Origin of the sequence: Escherichia sp. WS1265, assembly GCF_046487585.1 — a bacterium.
GTDB lineage: Bacteria > Pseudomonadota > Gammaproteobacteria > Enterobacterales > Enterobacteriaceae > Escherichia > Escherichia coli.
Genome location: NZ_JBJQJE010000009.1, coordinates 131,875 through 154,994 on the forward strand (window position 1 = coordinate 131,875; position 23,120 = coordinate 154,994).

The 23,120-nt window shown below is 50.6% G+C and carries 14 protein-coding genes and 2 pseudogenes; 10 read left to right on the plus strand and 6 right to left on the minus strand.

Translation table 11 applies throughout. The annotated features are described in order from the left end of the window. The first annotated feature begins 18 nt into the window (after nucleotides 1-18). From ftsK to dmsC, 7 genes and pseudogenes are all read left to right on the plus strand, one after another. Nucleotides 19-4,164, plus strand: coding sequence for a DNA translocase FtsK (ftsK, locus tag ACJHX3_RS11265; protein ID WP_000077031.1), 4,146 nt, complete (start codon nucleotides 19-21; stop codon nucleotides 4,162-4,164). Nucleotides 4,165-4,322: 158 nt separating this feature from the next. Next, nucleotides 4,323-4,934 (plus strand): outer membrane lipoprotein chaperone LolA, encoded by a 612-nt coding sequence (gene lolA, locus ACJHX3_RS11270; RefSeq protein ID WP_001305929.1) that lies wholly within the window; start codon nucleotides 4,323-4,325, stop codon nucleotides 4,932-4,934. A 10-nt stretch (nucleotides 4,935-4,944) separates the two neighbouring features. Further along, nucleotides 4,945-6,288: a replication-associated recombination protein RarA gene (gene rarA / locus ACJHX3_RS11275; protein ID WP_000067755.1), complete on the plus strand. Its 1,344-nt coding sequence runs from the start codon at nucleotides 4,945-4,947 to the stop codon at nucleotides 6,286-6,288. A 90-nt stretch (nucleotides 6,289-6,378) separates the two neighbouring features. Next, on the plus strand, nucleotides 6,379-7,671 hold the full coding sequence (gene serS, locus ACJHX3_RS11280) for a serine--tRNA ligase (RefSeq protein ID WP_000886683.1): 1,293 nt from the start codon (nucleotides 6,379-6,381) through the stop codon (nucleotides 7,669-7,671). Nucleotides 7,672-7,909: 238 nt separating this feature from the next. Then, a pseudogene (dmsA, locus tag ACJHX3_RS11285) lies at nucleotides 7,910-10,353 on the plus strand (dimethylsulfoxide reductase subunit A). A 10-nt stretch (nucleotides 10,354-10,363) separates the two neighbouring features. Beyond that, nucleotides 10,364-10,981, plus strand: coding sequence for a dimethylsulfoxide reductase iron-sulfur subunit DmsB (dmsB, locus tag ACJHX3_RS11290; protein WP_000213096.1), 618 nt, complete (start codon nucleotides 10,364-10,366; stop codon nucleotides 10,979-10,981). Between the two features lies 1 nt (nucleotide 10,982). Next, entirely contained in the window at nucleotides 10,983-11,846 is an 864-nt protein-coding gene (dmsC, locus tag ACJHX3_RS11295; RefSeq protein WP_094321733.1) for a dimethyl sulfoxide reductase anchor subunit DmsC, read from the plus strand. Between the two features lie 34 nt (nucleotides 11,847-11,880). Here the strand turns inward: dmsC and ycaC are convergent, their stop codons facing one another. Then, nucleotides 11,881-12,507, minus strand: coding sequence for an isochorismate family cysteine hydrolase YcaC (gene ycaC, locus ACJHX3_RS11300; RefSeq protein WP_000165876.1), 627 nt, complete (start codon nucleotides 12,505-12,507; stop codon nucleotides 11,881-11,883). 314 nt (nucleotides 12,508-12,821) lie between these two features. On the opposite strand from ycaC, the gene ACJHX3_RS11305 reads away from it, so the two are divergent. Continuing rightward, nucleotides 12,822-13,970, plus strand: coding sequence for an MFS transporter (locus ACJHX3_RS11305; RefSeq protein WP_000109286.1), 1,149 nt, complete (start codon nucleotides 12,822-12,824; stop codon nucleotides 13,968-13,970). A gap of 209 nt (nucleotides 13,971-14,179) precedes the next feature. Continuing rightward, nucleotides 14,180-15,610: an APC family permease gene (locus tag ACJHX3_RS11310; protein WP_094321732.1), complete on the plus strand. Its 1,431-nt coding sequence runs from the start codon at nucleotides 14,180-14,182 to the stop codon at nucleotides 15,608-15,610. On the opposite strand, the pseudogene ACJHX3_RS11315 reads toward ACJHX3_RS11310, so the two are convergent. From ACJHX3_RS11315 to ycaO, 5 genes and pseudogenes are all read right to left on the minus strand, one after another. Continuing rightward, nucleotides 15,611-15,721, minus strand: a pseudogene (locus ACJHX3_RS11315) (LysR family transcriptional regulator); the annotation flags it as partial. A gap of 98 nt (nucleotides 15,722-15,819) precedes the next feature. Continuing rightward, nucleotides 15,820-16,560: a pyruvate formate lyase 1-activating protein gene (pflA, locus tag ACJHX3_RS11320; protein ID WP_000111043.1), complete on the minus strand. Its 741-nt coding sequence runs from the start codon at nucleotides 16,558-16,560 to the stop codon at nucleotides 15,820-15,822. Nucleotides 16,561-16,751: 191 nt separating this feature from the next. Beyond that, complete coding sequence (gene pflB / locus ACJHX3_RS11325; protein WP_001292809.1) at nucleotides 16,752-19,034, minus strand: formate C-acetyltransferase; 2,283 nt, start codon at nucleotides 19,032-19,034, stop codon at nucleotides 16,752-16,754. A gap of 54 nt (nucleotides 19,035-19,088) precedes the next feature. Then, nucleotides 19,089-19,946 (minus strand): formate transporter FocA, encoded by an 858-nt coding sequence (focA, locus tag ACJHX3_RS11330; RefSeq protein WP_000642546.1) that lies wholly within the window; start codon nucleotides 19,944-19,946, stop codon nucleotides 19,089-19,091. Nucleotides 19,947-20,351: 405 nt separating this feature from the next. Continuing rightward, on the minus strand, nucleotides 20,352-22,112 hold the full coding sequence (gene ycaO, locus ACJHX3_RS11335) for a 30S ribosomal protein S12 methylthiotransferase accessory factor YcaO (protein ID WP_001375852.1): 1,761 nt from the start codon (nucleotides 22,110-22,112) through the stop codon (nucleotides 20,352-20,354). A gap of 129 nt (nucleotides 22,113-22,241) precedes the next feature. On the opposite strand from ycaO, the gene ACJHX3_RS11340 reads away from it, so the two are divergent. After that, nucleotides 22,242-22,934, plus strand: coding sequence for a DUF421 domain-containing protein (locus ACJHX3_RS11340; protein ID WP_000642849.1), 693 nt, complete (start codon nucleotides 22,242-22,244; stop codon nucleotides 22,932-22,934). Nucleotides 22,935-23,120 lie beyond the last annotated feature (186 nt).

Below are 23,120 nucleotides of genomic sequence, written 5' to 3' on the forward strand. Positions count from 1 at the left end.
TAACCTGGAGAGCCTTTCTTGAGCCAGGAATACACTGAAGACAAAGAAGTCACATTGACAAAGTTAAGTAGCGGCCGCCGCCTTCTGGAGGCGTTGCTGATCCTTATTGTCCTGTTTGCCGTCTGGTTGATGGCTGCCTTACTAAGCTTTAACCCTTCGGACCCCAGCTGGTCGCAAACGGCCTGGCATGAACCTATCCATAATTTAGGTGGGATGCCCGGTGCATGGCTGGCAGATACGCTGTTCTTTATTTTTGGCGTGATGGCTTACACCATTCCCGTCATTATTGTCGGCGGTTGTTGGTTTGCCTGGCGTCATCAGTCCAGCGACGAATACATTGATTATTTTGCCGTTTCGCTACGCATCATTGGCGTTTTGGCGCTCATCCTTACCTCCTGTGGTCTGGCGGCAATCAACGCTGACGATATCTGGTATTTTGCCTCCGGTGGCGTCATTGGCAGCTTACTAAGCACTACGCTACAACCACTGCTACACAGTAGCGGGGGAACTATTGCGCTGCTCTGCGTTTGGGCTGCGGGTCTGACGCTGTTCACCGGTTGGTCATGGGTGACCATTGCTGAAAAACTCGGCGGCTGGATTTTAAACATTCTCACCTTCGCCAGTAATCGTACCCGTCGCGATGATACCTGGGTCGATGAAGATGAGTATGAAGATGACGAAGAGTATGAAGATGAAAATCACGGCAAACAGCATGAATCACGCCGTGCTCGTATTCTTCGCGGCGCGCTAGCGCGTCGTAAACGGTTGGCGGAAAAATTCATTAATCCGATGGGGCGGCAAACAGACGCTGCGTTGTTCTCCGGTAAGCGGATGGATGATGACGAAGAGATTACCTACACTGCACGCGGTGTGGCTGCCGACCCTGACGACGTCCTCTTTTCGGGCAATCGTGCAACGCAGCCAGAATATGACGAGTACGATCCATTATTAAACGGTGCGCCAATTACCGAACCTGTTGCTGTAGCAGCTGCTGCTACCACGGCGACGCAAAGCTGGGCTGCACCGGTTGAACCTGTGACTCAGACGCCACCTGTTGCCTCTGTTGATGTTGCACCTGCACAACCTACAGTAGCCTGGCAGCCTGTACCGGGGCCACAAACGGGAGAGCCGGTGATTGCTCCTGCACCGGAAGGTTACCCACAGCAGCCACAATATGCGCAGCCTGCAGTGCAATATAATGAGCCGCTGCAACAACCTGTACAGCCACAGCAGCCGTATTATGCGCCTGCGGCGGAACAACCTGTTCAGCAACCGTATTACGCAACTGCGCCGGAACAGTCTGCGCAACAGTCGTATTACGCCCCTGCGCCGGAACAGTCTGCGCAACAGCCGTATTACGCCCCTGCGCCAGAACAATCGGTGGCAGGTAACGCCTGGCAAGCCGAAGAGCAGCAATCCACTTTTGCTCCACAGTCTACATACCAGACTGAGCAAACTTATCAGCAGCCAGTCGCTCAGGAGCCGTTGTACCAACAGCCGCAACCTGTTGAACAGCAGCCTGTTGTGGAGCCTGAACCCGTTGTAGAAGAGACAAAACCCGCGCGTCCGCCGCTTTACTACTTTGAAGAAGTGGAAGAGAAGCGAGCCCGTGAACGTGAACAACTTGCGGCCTGGTATCAACCGATTCCAGAACCGGTTAAAGAACCAGAACCGATCAAATCTTCGCTGAAAGCACCTTCTGTTGCAGCAGTACCTCCAGTAGAAGCCGCTGCCGCTGTTTCTCCGCTGGCATCTGGCGTGAAAAAAGCGACACTGGCGACGGGGGCTGCCGCAACCGTTGCCGCGCCAGTCTTCAGTCTGGCAAATAGCGGTGGACCGCGTCCGCAGGTCAAAGAGGGGATTGGCCCGCAGTTGCCACGACCGAAACGTATCCGCGTGCCAACTCGTCGTGAATTGGCGTCTTACGGTATTAAGCTGCCCTCACAGCGTGCGGCGGAAGAAAAAGCCCGTGAAGCCCAGCGCAATCAGTACGATTCTGGCGATCAGTACAACGATGATGAAATCGATGCGATGCAGCAGGATGAACTGGCACGTCAGTTCGCCCAGACACAGCAGCAACGCTATGGCGAACAGTATCAACATGATGTGCCCGTAAACGCAGAAGATGCAGATGCTGCGGCAGAGGCTGAACTGGCTCGTCAGTTTGCGCAAACTCAACAACAACGTTATTCCGGCGAACAACCGGCTGGGGCGAATCCGTTCTCGCTGGATGATTTTGAATTTTCGCCAATGAAAGTGTTGCTGGATGATGGTCCACACGAACCGTTGTTTACGCCAATTGTTGAACCTGTACAGCAGCCGCAACAACCGGTTGCACCGCAGCAGCAGTATCAGCAGCCACAACAGCCGGTTGCGCCACAGCAGCAATATCAGCAGCCGCAACAGCCGGTTGCGCCGCAGCAGCAGTATCAGCAGCCACAACAGCAGGTTGCGCCGCAGCCACAATATCAGCAGCCGCAACAACCGGTTGCGCCACAGCAGCAATATCAGCAGCCGCAACAGCAGGTTGCGCCGCAGCAGCAGTATCAACAGCCGCAACAACCGGTTGCACCGCAGCCGCAGTATCAGCAGCCACAACAGCCAGTTGCGCCACAGCCGCAGGATACCCTGCTTCATCCGCTGTTGATGCGTAATGGTGACAGCCGTCCGTTGCATAAACCGACGACGCCGCTGCCTTCTCTAGATTTGCTGACACCGCCGCCGAGCGAAGTGGAGCCGGTAGATACCTTTGCGCTTGAACAAATGGCGCGTCTGGTGGAAGCGCGTCTGGCTGATTTCCGTATTAAAGCCGATGTCGTCAATTACTCTCCGGGGCCGGTTATCACTCGCTTTGAACTTAACCTGGCACCGGGCGTAAAAGCGGCGCGCATTTCTAACTTGTCACGGGACCTTGCCCGTTCACTTTCGACGGTTGCGGTGCGTGTCGTTGAAGTTATTCCTGGCAAACCCTATGTAGGTCTGGAGTTACCGAATAAAAAACGACAAACCGTTTATCTGCGCGAAGTATTGGATAACGCCAAATTCCGTGATAATCCGTCGCCATTAACCGTGGTGCTGGGTAAAGATATCGCCGGTGAGCCGGTGGTTGCCGATCTGGCGAAAATGCCGCACTTGTTGGTTGCGGGGACTACCGGTTCCGGTAAGTCTGTCGGTGTGAACGCGATGATCCTGAGCATGCTTTATAAAGCGCAGCCAGAAGATGTGCGTTTCATCATGATCGACCCGAAAATGCTGGAGCTTTCGGTTTATGAAGGCATTCCGCATCTGTTAACGGAAGTCGTTACTGATATGAAAGATGCCGCCAACGCGCTGCGCTGGTGTGTTAACGAGATGGAGCGTCGTTATAAACTGATGTCTGCGCTGGGTGTGCGTAATCTGGCGGGTTATAACGAAAAAATTGCTGAAGCCGATCGCATGATGCGTCCGATTCCAGACCCGTACTGGAAGCCGGGTGACAGTATGGATGCTCAGCATCCGGTGCTGAAAAAAGAACCATACATTGTGGTGCTGGTGGATGAATTTGCCGACCTGATGATGACGGTAGGTAAAAAAGTGGAAGAGCTTATAGCACGTCTGGCGCAAAAAGCCCGTGCCGCGGGTATCCACCTCGTACTGGCAACGCAGCGTCCATCGGTTGATGTTATTACTGGTCTGATTAAAGCGAATATTCCGACCCGTATCGCCTTTACCGTATCCAGTAAGATTGACTCACGTACCATTCTTGATCAGGCTGGCGCGGAATCACTACTGGGTATGGGGGATATGCTTTACTCTGGGCCGAACTCCACGTTGCCGGTACGTGTTCATGGTGCTTTTGTTCGCGATCAGGAAGTTCATGCCGTGGTGCAGGACTGGAAAGCGCGTGGTCGCCCACAGTATGTTGATGGCATCACCTCCGACAGCGAAAGCGAAGGTGGCGCGGGCGGTTTCGATGGCGCTGAAGAGCTGGATCCGTTGTTCGATCAGGCGGTGCAGTTTGTCACTGAAAAACGCAAAGCATCAATTTCTGGCGTACAGCGTCAGTTCCGCATTGGTTATAACCGTGCAGCGCGTATTATCGAACAGATGGAAGCGCAGGGGATTGTCAGCGAACAGGGGCACAACGGTAATCGTGAAGTGCTGGCCCCACCGCCGTTTGACTAATTAATGCATCGTAGGCCGGATAAGGCGCGGTAGCGTCGCATCCGGCAATCTGGTAACTGAAAATTCAGTATTTTCTTCTTTCCTCAAGCTGATTATTAGCCTGGAATAGAGAGTAGAGGGAGCTCCCGGTCGGGAGTGACGTAATTTGAGGAATAATGATGAAAAAAATTGCCATCACCTGTGCATTACTCTCAAGCTTAGTAGCAAGCAGCGTTTGGGCTGATGCCGCAAGCGATCTGAAAAGCCGCCTGGATAAAGTCAGCAGCTTCCACGCCAGCTTCACACAAAAAGTGACTGACGGTAGCGGCGCGGCGGTGCAGGAAGGTCAGGGCGATCTGTGGGTGAAACGTCCAAACTTATTCAACTGGCATATGACTCAACCTGATGAAAGCATTCTGGTTTCTGACGGTAAAACACTGTGGTTCTATAATCCGTTCGTTGAGCAAGCTACGGCGACCTGGCTGAAAGACGCCACCGGTAATACGCCGTTTATGCTGATTGCCCGCAACCAGTCCAGCGACTGGCAGCAGTACAATATCAAACAGAATGGCGATGACTTTGTCCTGACGCCGAAAGCCAGCAATGGCAATCTGAAGCAATTCACCATTAACGTGGGACGTGATGGCACAATCCATCAGTTTAGCGCGGTGGAGCAGGATGATCAGCGCAGTAGTTATCAACTGAAATCCCAGCAAAATGGGGCTGTGGAAGCAGCGAAATTTACCTTCACCCCGCCGCAAGGCGTCACGGTAGATGATCAACGTAAGTAGAGGCACCTGAGTGAGCAATCTGTCGCTCGATTTTTCGGATAATACTTTTCAACCTCTGGCCGCGCGTATGCGGCCAGAAAATTTAGCACAGTATATCGGCCAGCAACATTTGCTGGCTGCGGGGAAGCCGTTGCCGCGCGCTATCGAAGCCGGGCATTTGCATTCTATGATCCTCTGGGGGCCACCGGGTACCGGCAAAACAACCCTCGCTGAAGTGATTGCCCGCTATGCGAACGCTGATGTGGAACGTATTTCTGCCGTCACCTCTGGCGTGAAAGAGATTCGCGAGGCGATCGAGCGCGCACGGCAAAACCGTAATGCTGGTCGGCGGACCATTCTGTTTGTTGACGAAGTTCACCGTTTCAACAAAAGCCAGCAGGATGCATTTCTGCCGCATATTGAAGACGGCACCATCACTTTTATTGGCGCAACCACTGAAAACCCGTCGTTTGAGCTTAATTCGGCACTGCTTTCCCGTGCCCGTGTCTATCTGTTGAAATCCCTGAGTACAGAGGATATTGAGCAAGTACTAACTCAGGCGATGGAAGACAAAACCCGTGGCTATGGTGGTCAGGATATTGTTCTGCCAGATGAAACACGACGTGCCATTGCTGAACTGGTGAATGGCGACGCGCGCCGGGCGTTAAATACGCTGGAAATGATGGCGGATATGGCCGAAGTCGATGATAGCGGTAAGCGGGTCCTGAAGCCTGAATTACTGACCGAAATCGCCGGTGAACGTAGCGCCCGCTTTGATAACAAAGGCGATCGCTTTTACGATCTCATTTCCGCACTGCATAAGTCGGTACGTGGTAGCGCACCCGATGCGGCGCTGTACTGGTATGCGCGAATTATTACTGCCGGTGGCGATCCGTTATATGTCGCGCGTCGCTGTCTGGCGATAGCGTCGGAAGATGTGGGTAATGCTGATCCACGAGCGATGCAGGTGGCAATTGCGGCCTGGGATTGCTTTACCCGAGTTGGCCCGGCGGAAGGTGAACGCGCCATTGCTCAGGCGATTGTTTACCTGGCCTGCGCGCCAAAAAGCAACGCTGTCTACACTGCGTTTAAAGCCGCGCTGGCGGATGCTCGCGAACGTCCGGATTATGACGTGCCGGTTCATTTGCGTAATGCGCCGACGAAATTAATGAAGGAAATGGGCTACGGGCAGGAATATCGTTACGCTCATGATGAAGCAAACGCTTATGCTGCCGGTGAGGTTTATTTCCCGCCGGAAATAGCACAAACACGCTATTATTTCCCGACAAACAGGGGCCTTGAAGGCAAGATTGGCGAAAAGCTCGCCTGGCTGGCTGAACAGGATCAAAATAGCCCCATAAAACGCTACCGTTAATGTTATCGTTGCGGTAATGTTGTTACTGTATCTCTGTGGTCGCAGGCTGTGGCCACATCTCCCATTTAATTCGATAAGCACAGGATAAGCATGCTCGATCCCAATCTGCTGCGTAATGAGCCAGACGCAGTCGCTGAAAAACTGGCACGCCGGGGCTTTAAGCTGGATGTAGATAAGCTGGGCGCTCTTGAAGAGCGTCGTAAAGTATTGCAGGTCAAAACGGAAAACCTGCAAGCGGAGCGTAACTCCCGATCGAAATCCATTGGCCAGGCGAAAGCGCGCGGGGAAGATATCGAGCCTTTACGTCTGGAAGTGAACAAACTGGGCGAAGAGCTGGATGCAGCAAAAGCCGAGCTGGATGCTTTACAGGCTGAAATTCGCGATATCGCGCTGACCATCCCTAACCTGCCTGCAGATGAAGTGCCGGTAGGTAAAGACGAAAATGACAACGTTGAAGTCAGCCGCTGGGGTACCCCGCGTGAGTTTGACTTTGAAGTTCGTGACCATGTGACGCTGGGGGAAATGCACTCTGGCCTCGACTTTGCAGCCGCAGTTAAGTTGACCGGTTCCCGCTTTGTGGTAATGAAAGGGCAGATTGCTCGCATGCACCGCGCACTGTCGCAGTTTATGCTGGATCTGCATACCGAACAGCATGGCTACAGTGAGAACTATGTTCCGTACCTGGTTAACCAGGACACGCTGTACGGTACGGGTCAGCTGCCGAAATTTGCTGGCGATCTGTTCCATACTCGTCCGCTGGAAGAAGAAGCAGACACCAGTAACTATGCGCTGATCCCAACGGCAGAAGTTCCGCTGACCAACCTGGTACGCGGTGAAATCATTGATGAAGATGATCTGCCAATTAAGATGACCGCCCACACCCCATGCTTCCGTTCTGAAGCCGGTTCATATGGTCGTGACACCCGTGGTCTGATCCGTATGCATCAGTTCGACAAAGTTGAAATGGTGCAGATCGTGCGTCCGGAAGACTCAATGGCGGCGCTGGAAGAGATGACCGGTCATGCGGAAAAAGTCCTGCAGCTGCTGGGACTGCCGTACCGTAAAATCATCCTTTGTACCGGCGACATGGGTTTTGGTGCTTGCAAAACTTACGACCTGGAAGTATGGATCCCGGCACAGAACACCTACCGCGAGATCTCTTCCTGCTCCAACGTCTGGGATTTCCAGGCGCGTCGTATGCAGGCACGTTGCCGCAGCAAGTCGGACAAGAAAACCCGTCTGGTTCATACCCTGAACGGTTCTGGTCTGGCTGTTGGTCGTACGCTGGTTGCAGTAATGGAAAACTATCAGCAGGCTGATGGTCGTATTGAAGTACCAGAAGTTCTGCGTCCGTATATGAACGGACTGGAATATATTGGCTAATACCCAATTTTTCTGAATCTAAAAAGCGCCTGCGGGCGCTTTTTTTGTCTCCCTTTGATACCGAACAATAATTACTCCTCACTTACACGTAATACTACTTTCGAGCGAAAATCTACCTATCTCTTTGATTTTCAAATTATTCGATGTATACAAGCCTATATAGCGAACTGCTATAGAAATAATTACACAATACGGTTTGTTACTGGAATCAATCGTGAGCAAGCTTGAGTGAGCCATTATGAAAACGAAAATCCCTGATGCGGTATTGGCTGCTGAGGTGAGTCGCCGTGGTTTGGTAAAAACGACAGCGATCGGCGGCCTGGCAATGGCCAGCAGCGCATTAACATTACCTTTTAGTCGGATTGCGCACGCTGTCGATAGCGCCATTCCAACAAAATCAGACGAAAAGGTTATCTGGAGCGCCTGTACAGTTAACTGTGGTAGTCGCTGCCCGCTACGTATGCACGTCGTGGACGGTGAAATCAAATATGTCGAAACGGACAATACCGGCGATGACAATTACGACGGCCTGCACCAGGTTCGCGCCTGTTTGCGTGGGCGTTCCATGCGTCGCCGTGTCTATAATCCGGACCGCCTGAAATATCCGATGAAACGAGTCGGGGCGCGCGGTGAAGGCAAATTCGAGCGCATTAGCTGGGAAGAAGCCTACGACATCATCGCGACCAATATGCAGCGCCTGATCAAAGAGTACGGCAACGAGTCTATCTATCTGAACTATGGTACCGGTACGCTGGGCGGCACCATGACCCGCTCCTGGCCGCCGGGAAATACCCTGGTCGCGCGCCTGATGAACTGCTGCGGCGGTTATCTGAACCATTACGGTGACTACTCTTCCGCGCAAATTGCGGAAGGTTTGAACTATACCTACGGCGGCTGGGCAGATGGTAACAGCCCGTCGGATATCGAAAACAGTAAACTGGTAGTGCTGTTTGGTAATAACCCTGGCGAAACGCGAATGAGTGGCGGTGGGGTGACTTACTATCTTGAACAGGCGCGCCAGAAATCTAATGCTCGCATGATCATCATCGATCCGCGCTATACCGACACCGGTGCCGGGCGCGAAGATGAGTGGATCCCTATTCGTCCGGGAACAGATGCCGCACTGGTTAACGGTCTGGCGTATGTCATGATCACCGAAAACCTGGTGGATCAGGCATTCCTCGATAAATATTGCGTTGGCTACGACGAGAAAACACTGCCAGCCAGTGCGCCGAAAAATGGTCACTATAAAGCTTATATTCTGGGTGAAGGGCCAGATGGCGTGGCTAAAACGCCGGAATGGGCCTCGCAAATCACCGGTGTTCCGGCAGACAAAATCATCAAATTGGCTCGTGAAATCGGTAGTACCAAACCGGCGTTTATCAGCCAGGGATGGGGCCCGCAGCGTCACGCTAACGGTGAAATCGCAACCCGTGCTATCTCGATGCTGGCGATTCTGACCGGTAACGTTGGTATTAACGGGGGCAACAGCGGCGCGCGTGAAGGTTCATACAGCTTACCGTTTGTCCGTATGCCGACCCTCGAAAACCCGATCCAGACCAGCATTTCTATGTTTATGTGGACCGATGCCATTGAACGTGGCCCGGAAATGACGGCGCTGCGTGATGGGGTGCGCGGGAAAGATAAGCTGGATGTGCCGATCAAAATGATCTGGAACTATGCTGGTAACTGCCTGATTAACCAGCATTCTGAAATCAACCGTACCCATGAAATCCTTCAGGATGATAAGAAGTGCGAGCTGATTGTGGTTATCGACTGCCACATGACTTCATCGGCGAAATATGCTGACATCCTGCTGCCTGACTGCCCGCTTCCGAACAGATGGACTTTGCACTGGATGCATCCTGCGGGAATATGTCTTACGTGATTTTCAACGATCAGGTGATTAAACCGCGCTTTGAATGTAAGACCATCTATGAGATGACCAGCGAACTGGCAAAACGTCTTGGCGTTGAGCAACAGTTCACTGAAGGCCGTACACAGGAAGAGTGGATGCGGCATCTGTATGCCCAGTCGCGGGAAGCGATTCCTGAACTGCCAACGTTTGAAGAGTTCCGCAAGCAGGGGATCTTTAAAAAGCGCGACCCACAAGGGCATCACGTTGCTTATAAAGCCTTCCGTGAAGATCCGCAGGCAAATCCACTGACCACGCCATCGGGTAAAATTGAGATTTATTCGCAGGCGCTGGCTGACATTGCCGCTACCTGGGAATTGCCAGAAGGCGATGTGATCGATCCACTGCCGATCTATACGCCGGGCTTTGAAAGTTATCAGGATCCGCTGAACAAACAATATCCGCTGCAGCTTACTGGCTTCCACTACAAATCTCGCGTTCACTCAACTTACGGCAACGTTGATGTGCTGAAAGCAGCTTGCCGTCAGGAAATGTGGATCAACCCGCTTGATGCACAAAAACGCGGTATCAACAACGGCGATAAGGTCAGGATCTTTAACGACCGTGGTGAAGTTCATATTGAGGCGAAAGTGACGCCACGAATGATGCCGGGTGTGGTCGCACTGGGTGAAGGTGCCTGGTATGACCCGGATGCAAAACGTGTCGATAAGGGCGGTTGTATTAACGTACTGACCACTCAACGTCCGTCTCCTCTCGCTAAGGGGAATCCGTCACATACAAACCTGGTTCAGGTTGAAAAGGTGTAAGGAGTAACCGATGACAACCCAGTATGGATTTTTTATTGATTCCAGCCGTTGCACCGGTTGCAAAACCTGCGAGCTGGCCTGTAAAGACTATAAAGATCTGACGCCGGAAGTCAGCTTCCGCCGCATTTATGAATATGCTGGTGGTGACTGGCAGGAAGATAACGGTGTCTGGCATCAGAACGTGTTTGCCTACTATCTGTCGATTTCATGTAACCACTGCGAAGATCCGGCTTGTACTAAAGTCTGCCCGAGCGGTGCGATGCATAAACGTGAAGATGGTTTTGTTGTGGTCGATGAAGATGTGTGCATTGGCTGCCGCTACTGCCATATGGCTTGCCCGTATGGCGCACCGCAATATAACGAAACGAAAGGCCATATGACCAAATGCGATGGTTGTTATGACCGTATTGCGGAGGGGAAAAAGCCGATCTGTGTTGAATCTTGCCCGCTGCGGGCGCTGGATTTCGGCCCTATCGACGAGCTGCGTAAAAAACATGGCGATCTGGCGGCCGTTGCGCCGTTGCCGCGAGCTCACTTTACCAAACCGAATATTGTGATCAAACCCAATGCCAACAGCCGCCCAACCGGGGATACCACTGGCTATCTGGCAAACCCGAAGGAGGTGTGAGATGGGAAGTGGATGGCATGAATGGCCGCTGATGATCTTCACGGTCTTCGGGCAATGTGTAGCAGGTGGTTTTATCGTTCTGGCTTTGGCGCTGCTCAAAGGCGACCTGCGAGCAGAAGCACAGCAGCGTGTTATTGCCTGCATGTTTGGTTTATGGGTGCTGATGGGCATTGGCTTTATCGCCTCTATGCTTCATCTTGGTTCACCGATGCGCGCCTTTAACTCGCTCAACCGGGTAGGGGCTTCAGCACTCAGTAACGAAATCGCCAGCGGTTCGATCTTTTTTGCTGTTGGTGGCATCGGCTGGTTACTGGCAATGCTGAAAAAGCTGTCACCGGCATTGCGTACGCTGTGGCTGGTGGTGACAATGGTTCTCGGCATAGTCTTTGTCTGGATGATGGTGCGTGTCTATAACAGCATTGATACCGTTCCGACCTGGTACAGCATCTGGACGCCGGTGGGCTTCTTCCTGACGATGTTCATGGGCGGCCCGTTACTGGGTTACCTGTTGCTGAGTCTGGCTGGCGTCGATGGCTGGGCGATGCGTCTGCTGCCAGCCATTTCTGTACTGGCACTGGTAGTGAGTGGTGTGATGTCAGTGATGCAGGGCGCAGAGCTGGCAACTATTCATAGCTCTGTGCAGCAGGCCGCAGCGCTGGTGCCGGACTATGGTGCGCTGATGTCCTGGCGGATCGTGCTTTTGGCTGTTGCCCTGTGCTTGTGGATTGCACCACAGCGAAAAGGTTATCAGCCTGCGGTTCCGCTACTTTCCGTATCATTCATTCTGCTTCTGGCAGGGGAATTAATCGGTCGTGGCGTATTCTATGGTTTGCATATGACCGTGGGGATGGCCGTCGCAAGCTAATCATAACAACCGGGGTTTCGGCCCCGGTTCTCTTTTATTTCTGCTTCGTTAACGTGTCATAACTGGTCATCAAATTACGATAATCAGGAATATGGTTAGAGAACAACGTCGCCAGTCCTTCAATATCATTACGCCAGTCACGATGCAGCTCGCACGCCACGCCGAACCATGTCATCAATTGCGCACCAGCTTGCGACATGCGATCCCATGCCGAATGCCGGGTAATTTCATTAAAGGTCCCTGACGCGTCAGTCACGACAAAGACGTCAAACCCTTCTTCAATGGCTGAAAGCGCCGGGAATGCCACGCAAACTTCGGTTACCACACCGGCAATAATTAACTGTTTTTTACCTGTCGCTTTGACAGCTTTTACAAAATCTTCGTTATCCCAGGCGTTAATATTTCCCGGGCGAGCAATGTAAGGTGCATCGGGAAACTGTGCTTTCAGTTCTGGAACTAATGGGCCGTTAGGACCGGTTTCAAAACTGGTGGTAAGAATAGTAGGTAAGTTGAAATACTTAGCCAGGTCGCCCAGCGCCAGCACGTTATTTTTAAACTTATCGGGTTCGATATCCCGTACAAGGGAAAGTAAACCAGCCTGGTGATCAACAAGCAAAACGGCAGCATCATTTTTATCAAGACGAACATACGGTTTGGTCATCCTCTTCTCCTTTCGAGAGTCAGTGGTACGTCTGAAATCGGTCAGACGCGATGCATTGCTCTGAAAGCATAGACGGGAAATATGAGTTTGCTTTGACCATGAAATTTTTCGACTGAACGAAGCGTATGAAATTTGTGTTAGATCAATAAAAACAATCAGATGAGATTAATCGTCTCTCCAGCATTAGCGTTATGAATGAGTAATATAAATCGATAATACCTCCGCTGCGATATGCGCGTATTTTCACCCATTGACAATGTTTTTGGCGGTGGCATGATGCGCATGAAATTTGAACTTCCTCACGGTTTTAATTCATGTCCACGTATACCCGGCCTGTCATGCTTTTGCTGTCTGGCCTGCTTTTGTTGACTCTGGCGATCGCAGTGTTAAATACACTCGTGCCGCTTTGGCTCGCCCAGGAACACATGTCCACATGGCAGGTAGGCGTCGTCAGCTCATCCTATTTTACCGGCAACCTGGTCGGTACATTGCTGACAGGGTATGTCATTAAGCGCATTGGCTTTAACCGCAGCTATTATCTGGCCTCCTTCATTTTTGCCGCTGGCTGTGCCGGCCTTGGCCTGATGATTGGATTCTGGAGCTGGTTGGCTTGGCGTTTTGTCGCCGGCGTCGGCTGTGCCATGATTTGGGTGGTTGTTGAGAGCGCGCTGATGTGCAGTGGGACGTCACGTAACCGTGGGCGTTTGCTTGCTGCGTATATGATGATTTATTACGTGGGAACGTTTTTAGGCCAGTTACTGGTCAGCAAAGTTTCAACCGAGCTGATGAGCGTATTGCCGTGGGTTACAGGTTTGACATTGGCAGGGATCTTACCGCTGTTGTTTACGCGTGTCCTGAATCAGGAGGCTGAAAATCATGATTCGACGTCAATTACGGCAATGCTAAAACTCCGTCAGGCGCGGCTTGGCGTGAATGGCTGCATTATCTCAGGAATCGTTCTGGGATCTCTATATGGCCTGATGCCGCTGTACCTCAATCACAAAGGGGTGAGCAATGCCAGCATTGGTTTCTGGATGGCGGTACTGGTCAGTGCGGGTATCCTCGGACAATGGCCGATTGGACGTCTGGCGGATAAGTTTGGTCGACTGCTGGTGTTGCGTGTTCAGGTCTTTGTCGTCATTCTCGGCAGTATCGCGATGCTTAGCCAGGCGGCGATGGCCCCTGCGTTATTCATCCTCGGTGCCGCTGGCTTTACGCTATATCCGGTGGCGATGGCCTGGGCTTGTGAGAAAGTTGAACATCATCAACTGGTGGCGATGAACCAGGCCTTACTGTTGAGCTATACCGTGGGAAGTCTGCTTGGCCCGTCATTTACCGCTATGCTAATGCAGAATTTCTCCGATAATTTATTGTTTATCATGATCGCCAGCGTATCGTTTATCTATTTGCTGATGCTGCTTCGCAACGCCGGTCATACGCCGAAACCCGTTGCTCACGTGTAAATGAATTAACGCAGAGTGTGAACTTACTGTTTCACACTCTGCTTTTTTGTTTCTTCTATCTGACTTGCTTTTTTCAAAATTTTATTCGTTTCAAAATAAAATGTGCAGCAGGTTATAATTTTGCATTTCGCTATTTCCGCACTTCTTATTTGCCGCGCATAATCCCTCGTTTTACAGATGCCCCTTTAATTTTGGCGAAGGATTTGTCTATGGCTGGGAATGTTCAGGAAAAACAGCTGCGATGGTACAACATTGCGCTGATGTCTTTTATCACTGTCTGGGGTTTTGGCAACGTTGTTAATAACTACGCCAACCAGGGGCTGGTGGTTGTTTTTTCATGGGTGTTTATCTTTGCGCTCTATTTCACACCTTATGCGCTAATTGTTGGTCAGTTAGGCTCGACCTTCAAAGATGGGAAGGGCGGGGTCAGTACCTGGATTAAACACACGATGGGACCCGGACTGGCTTACCTCGCCGCGTGGACCTACTGGGTAGTGCATATTCCCTATCTGGCACAAAAACCCCAGGCAATACTGATTGCGCTCGGTTGGGCGATGAAAGGCGACGGTTCGCTAATCAAAGAATATTCAGTCGTAGCGTTACAGGGGTTAACGCTGGTGCTGTTTGTCTTCTTTATGTGGGTTGCTTCACGCGGTATGAAATCGCTGAAAATCGTCGGTTCTGTGGCAGGGATTGCGATGTTTGTTATGTCGCTCCTGTATGTGGCGATGGCGCTAACCGCGCCTGCGATTACTGAAGTGCATATTGCGACCACAAACATTACCTGGGAAACGTTCATTCCTCATATCGACTTTACCTACATTACCACTATTTCAATGCTGGTTTTCGCGGTTGGCGGAGCAGAGAAGATTTCTCCTTACGTTAATCAAACGCGCAACCCAGGAAAAGAATTTCCAAAAGGGATGTTATGCCTGGCGGTGATGGTTGCGGTTTGTGCCATTCTGGGCTCACTGGCGATGGGGATGATGTTTGACTCGCGTAATATCCCGGATGACTTAATGACTAACGGTCAGTATTACGCCTTTCAGAAGCTGGGCGAGTATTACAACATGGGTAATACTTTAATGGTGATTTATGCCATTGCGAATACCCTGGGACAAGTAGCTGCGCTGGTATTCTCGATTGATGCGCCGCTTAAAGTGTTATTAGGCGATGCTGACAGCAAATATATTCCAGCCAGTTTATGTCGTACCAACGCTTCTGGTACGCCCGTTAATGGCTATTTTCTGACCCTGGCGCTGGTGGCGATCCTGATAATGCTACCGACTCTCGGCATTGGTGATATGAACAATCTCTATAAATGGCTGTTGAATCTTAACTCGGTAGTGATGCCGCTGCGTTATTTATGGGTATTTGTTGCATTTATTGCAGTTGTTCGCCTGGCGCAGAAATATAAGCCGGAATATGTCTTTATTCGTAATAAGCCGCTGGCAATGACCGTCGGAATTTGGTGTTTTGCCTTTACCGCTTTTGCCTGCCTGACTGGTATTTTCCCGAAAATGGAAGCCTTCACCGCAGAGTGGACATTCCAGTTGGCGCTGAATGTTGCAACGCCGTTTGTGCTGGTAGGATTAGGGCTGATATTCCCGCTGCTGGCGCGTAAAGCGAATAGCAAATAATTATTGTGGTCGGTGACGCTGACTCTGGCAGATCTGACCCGTTTTTACATAATCGAGAAATGCGCGCAAGCCGCAGGACATATACTGGCGGTTTGGGTAATACATTTGGAAGCTGTGCTGTAAGGGCGTTAGAAATAGAGCTCTGAATTATTTATGCAGCGCGGAATAAAAAGGCGGCAACTCAAAAAAGTTGCCGCTTTACGGGGAAATTAGAACATTACCTTATGACCGTACTGCTCAAGAATGCCTTTCACGCGTTCCATGGTCTCTTTCTTCGGTGGTTTAACACCATCGAGTTTGTATTCTTCACCCATCGCCACCCATTTGTGTTTGCCCAGTTCGTGGTAGGGGAGAAGCTCGATTTTCTCAACGTTGCCCATATCACGGGTAAATTCACCGAGGCGATGCGCTGAATCGTCATCGTCAGACCAGCCTGGGACAACAACGTAGCGGATCCACACCTTCACATTTTTATTCGCCAGATATTTAGCAAACTCCAGCGTGCGGTGGTTGGAAACTCCAACCAGATTTTGGTGGATCTCGTCGTTCATCTGTTTGAGATCGAGCATTACCAGGTCGGTTACTTCCAGCAGTTCATCAATCACCGGATCGTAACGACGAACAAAACCGTTGGTATCCAGACAGGTATGAATGCCTTCTTTTTTGCAGGCGCGGAACCAGTCACGAACAAACTCAGCTTGCAGGATTGCTTCACCGCCGGATGCGGTAACGCCGCCGCCGGAAGCGTTCATAAAGTGGCGATAGGTCACCACCTCTTTCATCAAATCTTCAACGGTAACTTCTTTACCGCCATGCGTGTCCCAGGTGTCGCGGTTATGACAATACAGGCAGCGCATCAGGCAGCCCTGGAAAAAGGTGATAAAGCGAATACCCGGGCCGTCTACGGTTCCACAGGATTCAAAGGAGTGAATGCGACCAATAACTGACATTGCGGTGTTTCTCCAGATGTGGCCCATCTGAGGCCGTGTTGGTGCGCAGCTCGAAGGCTACGTCGAGTCTGTTTTGGCAGTCACCTTAAAGTATAGATAGCTGACAAAAAAGGCTCTCGTGCTAAAAAAGGCCCCACTTTCGTGGAGCCTTTATTGTACGCTTTTTACTGTACGATTTCAGTCAAATCTAATTACATAGATTGAGTGAAGGTACGAGTAATAACGTCCTGCTGCTGTTCTTTAGTCAGCGAGTTGAAACGTACTGCGTAGCCAGATACACGGATGGTCAGCTGCGGATATTTTTCCGGGTTTTCCATCGCGTCGAGCAGCATTTCACGGTTCATCACGTTAACGTTCAGGTGCTGACCACCTTCGATGGATGCTTCGTGGTGGAAGTAACCATCCATCAGACCAGCCAGGTTGGTCTTACGAACTTCGTCGTCTTTACCCAGTGCGTTCGGAACGATAGAGAAGGTGTAGGAGATACCATCTTTAGCGTAAGCAAACGGCAGTTTAGCAACGGAAGTCAGAGAGGCTACTGCACCTTTCTGGTCACGACCGTGCATCGGGTTAGCACCCGGTCCGAACGGCGCGCCAGCACGACGACCGTCTGGGGTGTTACCAGTTTTCTTACCATACACAACGTTAGAAGTGATGGTCAGAACAGACTGAGTCGGGATAGCGTCACGGTAGGTGTGCAGTTTCTGAATTTTCTTCATGAAACGTTCTACCAGGTCAACAGCCAGGTCATCTACACGCGGATCGTTGTTACCAAACTGCGGGTATTCGCCTTCGATTTCGAAGTCGATAGCCAGACCGTCTTCGTCACGAATCGGTTTAACTTTCGCATATTTGATTGCAGACAGGGAGTCAGCAGCAACGGACAGACCAGCGATACCACACGCCATGGTGCGGATAACGTCACGGTCGTGCAGCGCCATCAGAGAGGCTTCGTAGCTGTACTTGTCGTGCATGTAGTGGATGATGTTCAGTGCAGTGATGTACTGTTTAGCCAGCCAGTCCATGAAGTGATCCATGCGCTCCATCACTTCATCGTAGTTCAGGAGATCGCCTTTGATCGGCTCAGACTTCGGACCAACCTGCATTTTCAGTTTTTCGTCAACGCCGCCGTTGATTGCGTACAGCATGGTTTTCGCCAGGTTTGCACGCGCACCGAAGAACTGCATTTGTTTACCAACGATCATCGGGCTTACGCAGCAAGCGATAGCGTAGTCATCGTTGTTGAAGTCCGGACGCATCAGGTCATCGTTCTCATACTGCAGAGAAGAGGTGTCGATGGACACTTTAGCGGCGAATTTCTTGAAGTTCAGCGGCAGTTTTTCAGACCACAGAATGGTCATGTTCGGTTCCGGAGACGGACCCATGGTGTACAGGGTGTTCAGGAAACGGAAGCTGTTTTTGGTAACCAGGGTACGACCGTCGAGGCCCATACCACCGATAGATTCGGTTGCCCAGATCGGGTCGCCAGAGAACAGTTCATCGTATTCCGGAGTACGCAGGAAGCGAACCATACGCAGTTTCATGACCAGGTGGTCAACCATTTCCTGCGCTTCTTGTTCGGTGATCTTGCCAGCTTTCAGGTCACGTTCGATGTACACATCCAGGAAGGTGGAGGTACGACCGAAGGACATTGCAGCACCGTTCTGAGACTTAACAGCAGCCAGGTAGCCAAAGTAAGTCCACTGGATAGCTTCCTGAGCGTTGGTAGCCGGACCAGAGATGTCGTAGCCGTATTTCGCAGCCATTTCTTTCATCTGACCCAGAGCGCGGTGCTGTTCAGCGATTTCTTCGCGCAGACGGATAGTCTGTTCCAGGTTTACGCCGTTTTCCAGATCAGCCTGCAGAGAGGTGAACTGTGCAAGTTTGTCTTTCATCAGGTAGTCGATACCGTACAGCGCAACGCGACGGTAGTCACCGATGATACGACCACGGCCATAAGCATCTGGCAGACCGGTCAGAACACCGGATTTACGGCAACGCAGGATGTCCGGAGTGTAAACGTCGAACACGCCCTGGTTGTGAGTTTTACGGTATTCAGTGAAGATTTTTTTGATCATCGGGTCCAGTTCGCGGTTGTACGCTTTGCAGGAACCTTCGATCATTTTGATACCACCGAACGGGATAAGAGCACGTTTCAGCGGAGCTTCAGTCTGCAGACCAACAACTTTTTCCAACGCTTTGTTGATGTAGCCAGCGTCGTGAGAGGTGATGGTGGAAGCAACAGCGGTGTCAAAGTCAACTGGCGCGTGAGTGCGGTTTTCCAGTTTAACGCCTTCCATTACTTTGTCCCACAGGGTGGTGGTCGCTTCAGTAGCGCCAGCCAGGAAGGACTCGTCACCCTCGTACGGAGTGTAGTTTTTCTGAATGAAGTCACGGACGTTTACTTCATTCTGCCAGTCACCTTTGGTAAAACCTTCCCAGGCTGTGGCTAACTTTTCATTAAGCTCGGACATGTAACACCTACCTTCTTAAGTGGATTTTTTATTTACTGCGTACTTCGACAACCATTAATGGTGATCGTTTTCACGCAGATAAATGACCCAGTATGTCAACCCAACCAACAAACCACCGCCGATAATATTACCGATCGTAACCGGAATCAGGTTATCAGTGATGAAGTTCATCACGGTCAGGTGAGAAAAATTTTCCGGTGCAGAACCGACAGCGGTCCAGAATTCCGGAGATGCGAAGTCGCGGATTACAATACCCATCGGGATCATAAACATGTTTGCGATACTGTGCTCAAAACCGCTGGCAACAAACATCGCGACCGGCAGCACCATAATGAACGCTTTATCCATCAGGCTGCGGCCAGAATAACTCATCCATACTGCCAGACATACCATCAGGTTTGCCAGGATACCAAGACAGACGGCCTCAATAAAAGTATGGTGCACTTTGTGGTCGGCGGTTTGTAGGACGTTTAGTCCCCATTGACCATTCGCGGTCATATACTCGCCGGAAAGCCACATTAAAAGTACAAACAGCAGTGCGCCGACCAGGTTGCCAAAATAGACATTTAGCCAGTTTTTCGCCAACTGACCCCAGGTGATGCGCCCACTCGCCTTAGCAACAACAATCAACACTGTGGAAGTAAAGAGATCGGCTCCGCAGACAACACAAAGAATCAGCCCCAGAGAGAAGCAAATGCCGCCAACCAGTTTTGCCATGCCGAAGGGCATTGTTCCTGTGCCAGTGGTTGCTGTGATATAGAAGACGAATGCGATTGAGATGAAAACACCGGCGGTAATCGCCAGATAGAAAGTCTTAAGCGGATGTTTCGTTGCTTTATAGACACCTGCCTCTTCGGCCACTTTGGCCATTGCTGCAGGAAGTAAAAGATCAAAAGGGTTGTCAGCTTTCACACTAACTCTCTCTTTATTAAGTCGGCGACGAGATACTAACAAAGCATTATAGATGAGAAATTGATATAGATCATATCTCGCCTGGCTTATAGGCCCGTAACTCGCATGGTTTTTATGCAAATACGGAGTAAATATTTGATTATCCAAATAAAAATAAATTTTAAAAATTAACAAATGAGTTGAATTTTTTCCGTATCCTCCGCTAAAACAGTTAATTAAAAGGGAGCACCAGGAGAATAAAGTAACAATATCGATCGTATTTATTAAATACAAATTACCGATATTTAACTTTATAATTACAATTATTTTATTAATGCAAATATATGTAAAGCGGGGCATTAAAAAAACGCCCCGTAATATAACTCAGACGAATCATTAAGCCTACATTGCGTAGGCTATTTGATTTTATTTTGCCCAGAATGCTGCTTTGGCGCGCTGCAGCTTTTCGTAGGCCTTCAACAACGACTGATGTGCAGCAAACGCGTGCAGATCGCTATCTACTGGTTGCAAGCCATAAAACGCCGCTTCGCCGCTCATTGCCGCACTGGCGGCTTCCACGGCATCTGCGCCGTACATGCGAACAAACGCATTCAAATATTGCAGCGGCTGGCGATCTTCTTCCTGCGCCAGTAATAACAACGTTTGCAGGCAGCGATAATAGTTGGCGCGTTCCGGACTAAATACTGATGAGTTAAACTCCATCGTCCATTCGGTCCAGACCAGAGCCTGTTCCAGATCGCCACCAGCCAGCGCCAGCATGGCTTTTAATTCACCGATACGCAGGGTGTACCAACCGTTATCCGACCCGGTCGCCAGACCCAACAGCTCACGCACGCGGGTAAAGTCATCAAAACCTTCTTCATCCAGTTGCTCGATGAGGTTCAGGTAATCTTCTTTTTCCCACTCGCTGCCTGGTAACGAAAGAATCGTTTCACGTAAATGGCTGCCCATACTGTTATTCGCCAGCCACAGATCTTCAGCCGGATAAATATCGGACATGCCAGGCACGATAATTCGGCAAGCATAAACGCCCAGATGCTCGTAATCGGCAATATAAACTTCTTTATCTTCTTTGTTGAAGATAGCCATCAGCGTAGCAAACTCTTCTTCCGTAGTGCCGGAGAAATTCCAGTCCACAAACGGATAATCGGCATCCTGCTTGAACAGGTCCCAGGAGATTAAACCGCTGGAATCGATAAAGTGCGTTTCGAGGTTGGTATGTTCAGCAACTTCTTCATCATCGAAGGTTGGCGGAGTAAACACATCCAAATCTTTCAGGCCACGACCTTGCAGCAGCTCGGTCACGGTACGTTCCAGTGCTACGCCAAAATCAGGATGCGCACCGAAAGAGGCAAAGCAGGTACCGTTAGCAGGATTGAACAGTACCACGCAAATCACCGGATACTGGCCGCCAAGCGAACCATCATAAGCAAAGATTGGGAAACCTTCTGCTTCCAGCGTTTCGATGGCTTCAACCACCGCTGGGTAACGCGCCAGCACGTCTGCCGGGATTTCCGGCAAGCTGATGCTTTCAGCAATAATGCGGTTTTTCACGTAGCGTTCGAAAACTTCGGACAACCCCTGAACGCGTGCTTCGTTTCGGGTATTGCCAGCGGACATACCGTTAGAAACGTACAGGTTACCAATGATATTCATCGGAATATAAACGATCTGATTGTCGGACTGACGCGTAAACGGCAGACCGCAAATACCACGATCTTCGTTACCGGATTGCAGGTCAATCAGCATGCTGCCGGTCAGTTCATTCTCCGGATCGTAAAATGCGCGCAGACGGTCATCGAGCAGCCCTTCTGGTACATCGTCGTTTTCGGTCAGTGGGAACCATTTTTCGTTGGGATAATGCACGAATGGACTGTTGGCGATGGTTTCGCCCAGCCAGAAGTCAGCAAAAAAGTAGTTGGTAGACAGACGCTCGAAATATTCACCGAGTGCAGAAGCCAGCGCCGCTTTTTTGGTTGCGCCTTTACCGTTGGTAAAACACAGTGCGCACTCTTTGTCGCGAATATGTACAGACCAGACGTTAGGCACGGGATTCAGCCAGGAGGCCTCTTCAATCTGAAAGCCGAGGTCTGAAAGTTTTTGCTGGAAGCGAGCGATGGAATCTTCCAGAGCGGCATCTTTGCCGGGGATAAATGTTTGCGTCATGAAAATCACTTTAGTCGTACGGAAAGCGCGCAATAATACGGGTTTTATCTCAAAGGCGCTATCACCGCCGCCATGCCGATGAACTGTTGACTATGCTTTTAGCGGATAAACCACGTTAAGAGCATAAAAATGAAGGCGTTCGATCTCCACCGTATGGCATTTGATAAAGTGCCTTTTGATTTCCTTGGCGAAGTTGCACTACGTAGTCTTTATACCTTTGTACTGGTCTTTTTGTTCCTCAAAATGACCGGAAGACGCGGTGTGCGGCAGATGTCGCTGTTTGAAGTTTTAATCATTCTGACGCTAGGATCAGCGGCGGGAGATGTGGCGTTTTATGATGATGTGCCGATGGTCCCGGTACTTATCGTCTTTATTACTCTGGCGTTGTTATACCGCCTGGTAATGTGGTTGATGGCGCACAGTGAAAAACTGGAAGATCTTCTGGAAGGCAAGCCAGTTGTCATTATTGAAGATGGCGAGCTGGCCTGGTCGAAACTCAATAACTCCAACATGACGGAATTTGAGTTCTTTATGGAGCTACGATTGCGTGGCGTGGAGCAGCTGGGGCAGGTACGTCTGGCGATTCTCGAAACCAACGGGCAAATCAGTGTCTATTTCTTTGAAGATGACAAGGTGAAACCGGGTTTACTTATTTTACCCAGTGATTGTACGCAGCGTTACAAAGTGGTACCCGAGTCGGCGGACTATGCCTGTATTCGTTGTAGTGAAATCATTCATATGAAAGCGGGGGAAAAACAATTATGTCCGCGCTGTGCAAATCCAGAATGGACGAAGGCAAGTCGGGCAAAACGGGTGACCTGACAGTAAAAACATCGGCTTTTTGCTAATAATCCGAGAGATTCTTTTGTGTGATGCAAGCCACATTTTTGCCCTCAACGGTTTTACTCATTGCGATGTGTGTCACTGAATGATAAAACCGATAGCCACAGGAATAATGTATTACCTGTGGTCGCAATCGATTGACCGCGGGTTAATAGCAACGCAACG

Bases quoted from the DNA above. Each gene is read 5' to 3' on its own strand.
- lolA (WP_001305929.1), top strand. From the start codon at position 4,323: ATGAAAAAAATTGCCATCACCTGTGCATTACTCTCAAGCTTAGTAGCA.
- serS (WP_000886683.1), top strand. From the start codon at position 6,379: ATGCTCGATCCCAATCTGCTGCGTAATGAGCCAGACGCAGTCGCTGAA.
- dmsB (WP_000213096.1), top strand. From the start codon at position 10,364: ATGACAACCCAGTATGGATTTTTTATTGATTCCAGCCGTTGCACCGGT.
- dmsC (WP_094321733.1), top strand. From the start codon at position 10,983: ATGGGAAGTGGATGGCATGAATGGCCGCTGATGATCTTCACGGTCTTC.
- ycaC (WP_000165876.1), bottom strand. From the start codon at position 12,507: ATGACCAAACCGTATGTTCGTCTTGATAAAAATGATGCTGCCGTTTTG.
- ACJHX3_RS11305 (WP_000109286.1), top strand. From the start codon at position 12,822: ATGTCCACGTATACCCGGCCTGTCATGCTTTTGCTGTCTGGCCTGCTT.
- ACJHX3_RS11310 (WP_094321732.1), top strand. From the start codon at position 14,180: ATGGCTGGGAATGTTCAGGAAAAACAGCTGCGATGGTACAACATTGCG.
- pflA (WP_000111043.1), bottom strand. From the start codon at position 16,560: ATGTCAGTTATTGGTCGCATTCACTCCTTTGAATCCTGTGGAACCGTA.
- pflB (WP_001292809.1), bottom strand. From the start codon at position 19,034: ATGTCCGAGCTTAATGAAAAGTTAGCCACAGCCTGGGAAGGTTTTACC.
- ycaO (WP_001375852.1), bottom strand. From the start codon at position 22,112: ATGACGCAAACATTTATCCCCGGCAAAGATGCCGCTCTGGAAGATTCC.
- ACJHX3_RS11340 (WP_000642849.1), top strand. From the start codon at position 22,242: ATGAAGGCGTTCGATCTCCACCGTATGGCATTTGATAAAGTGCCTTTT.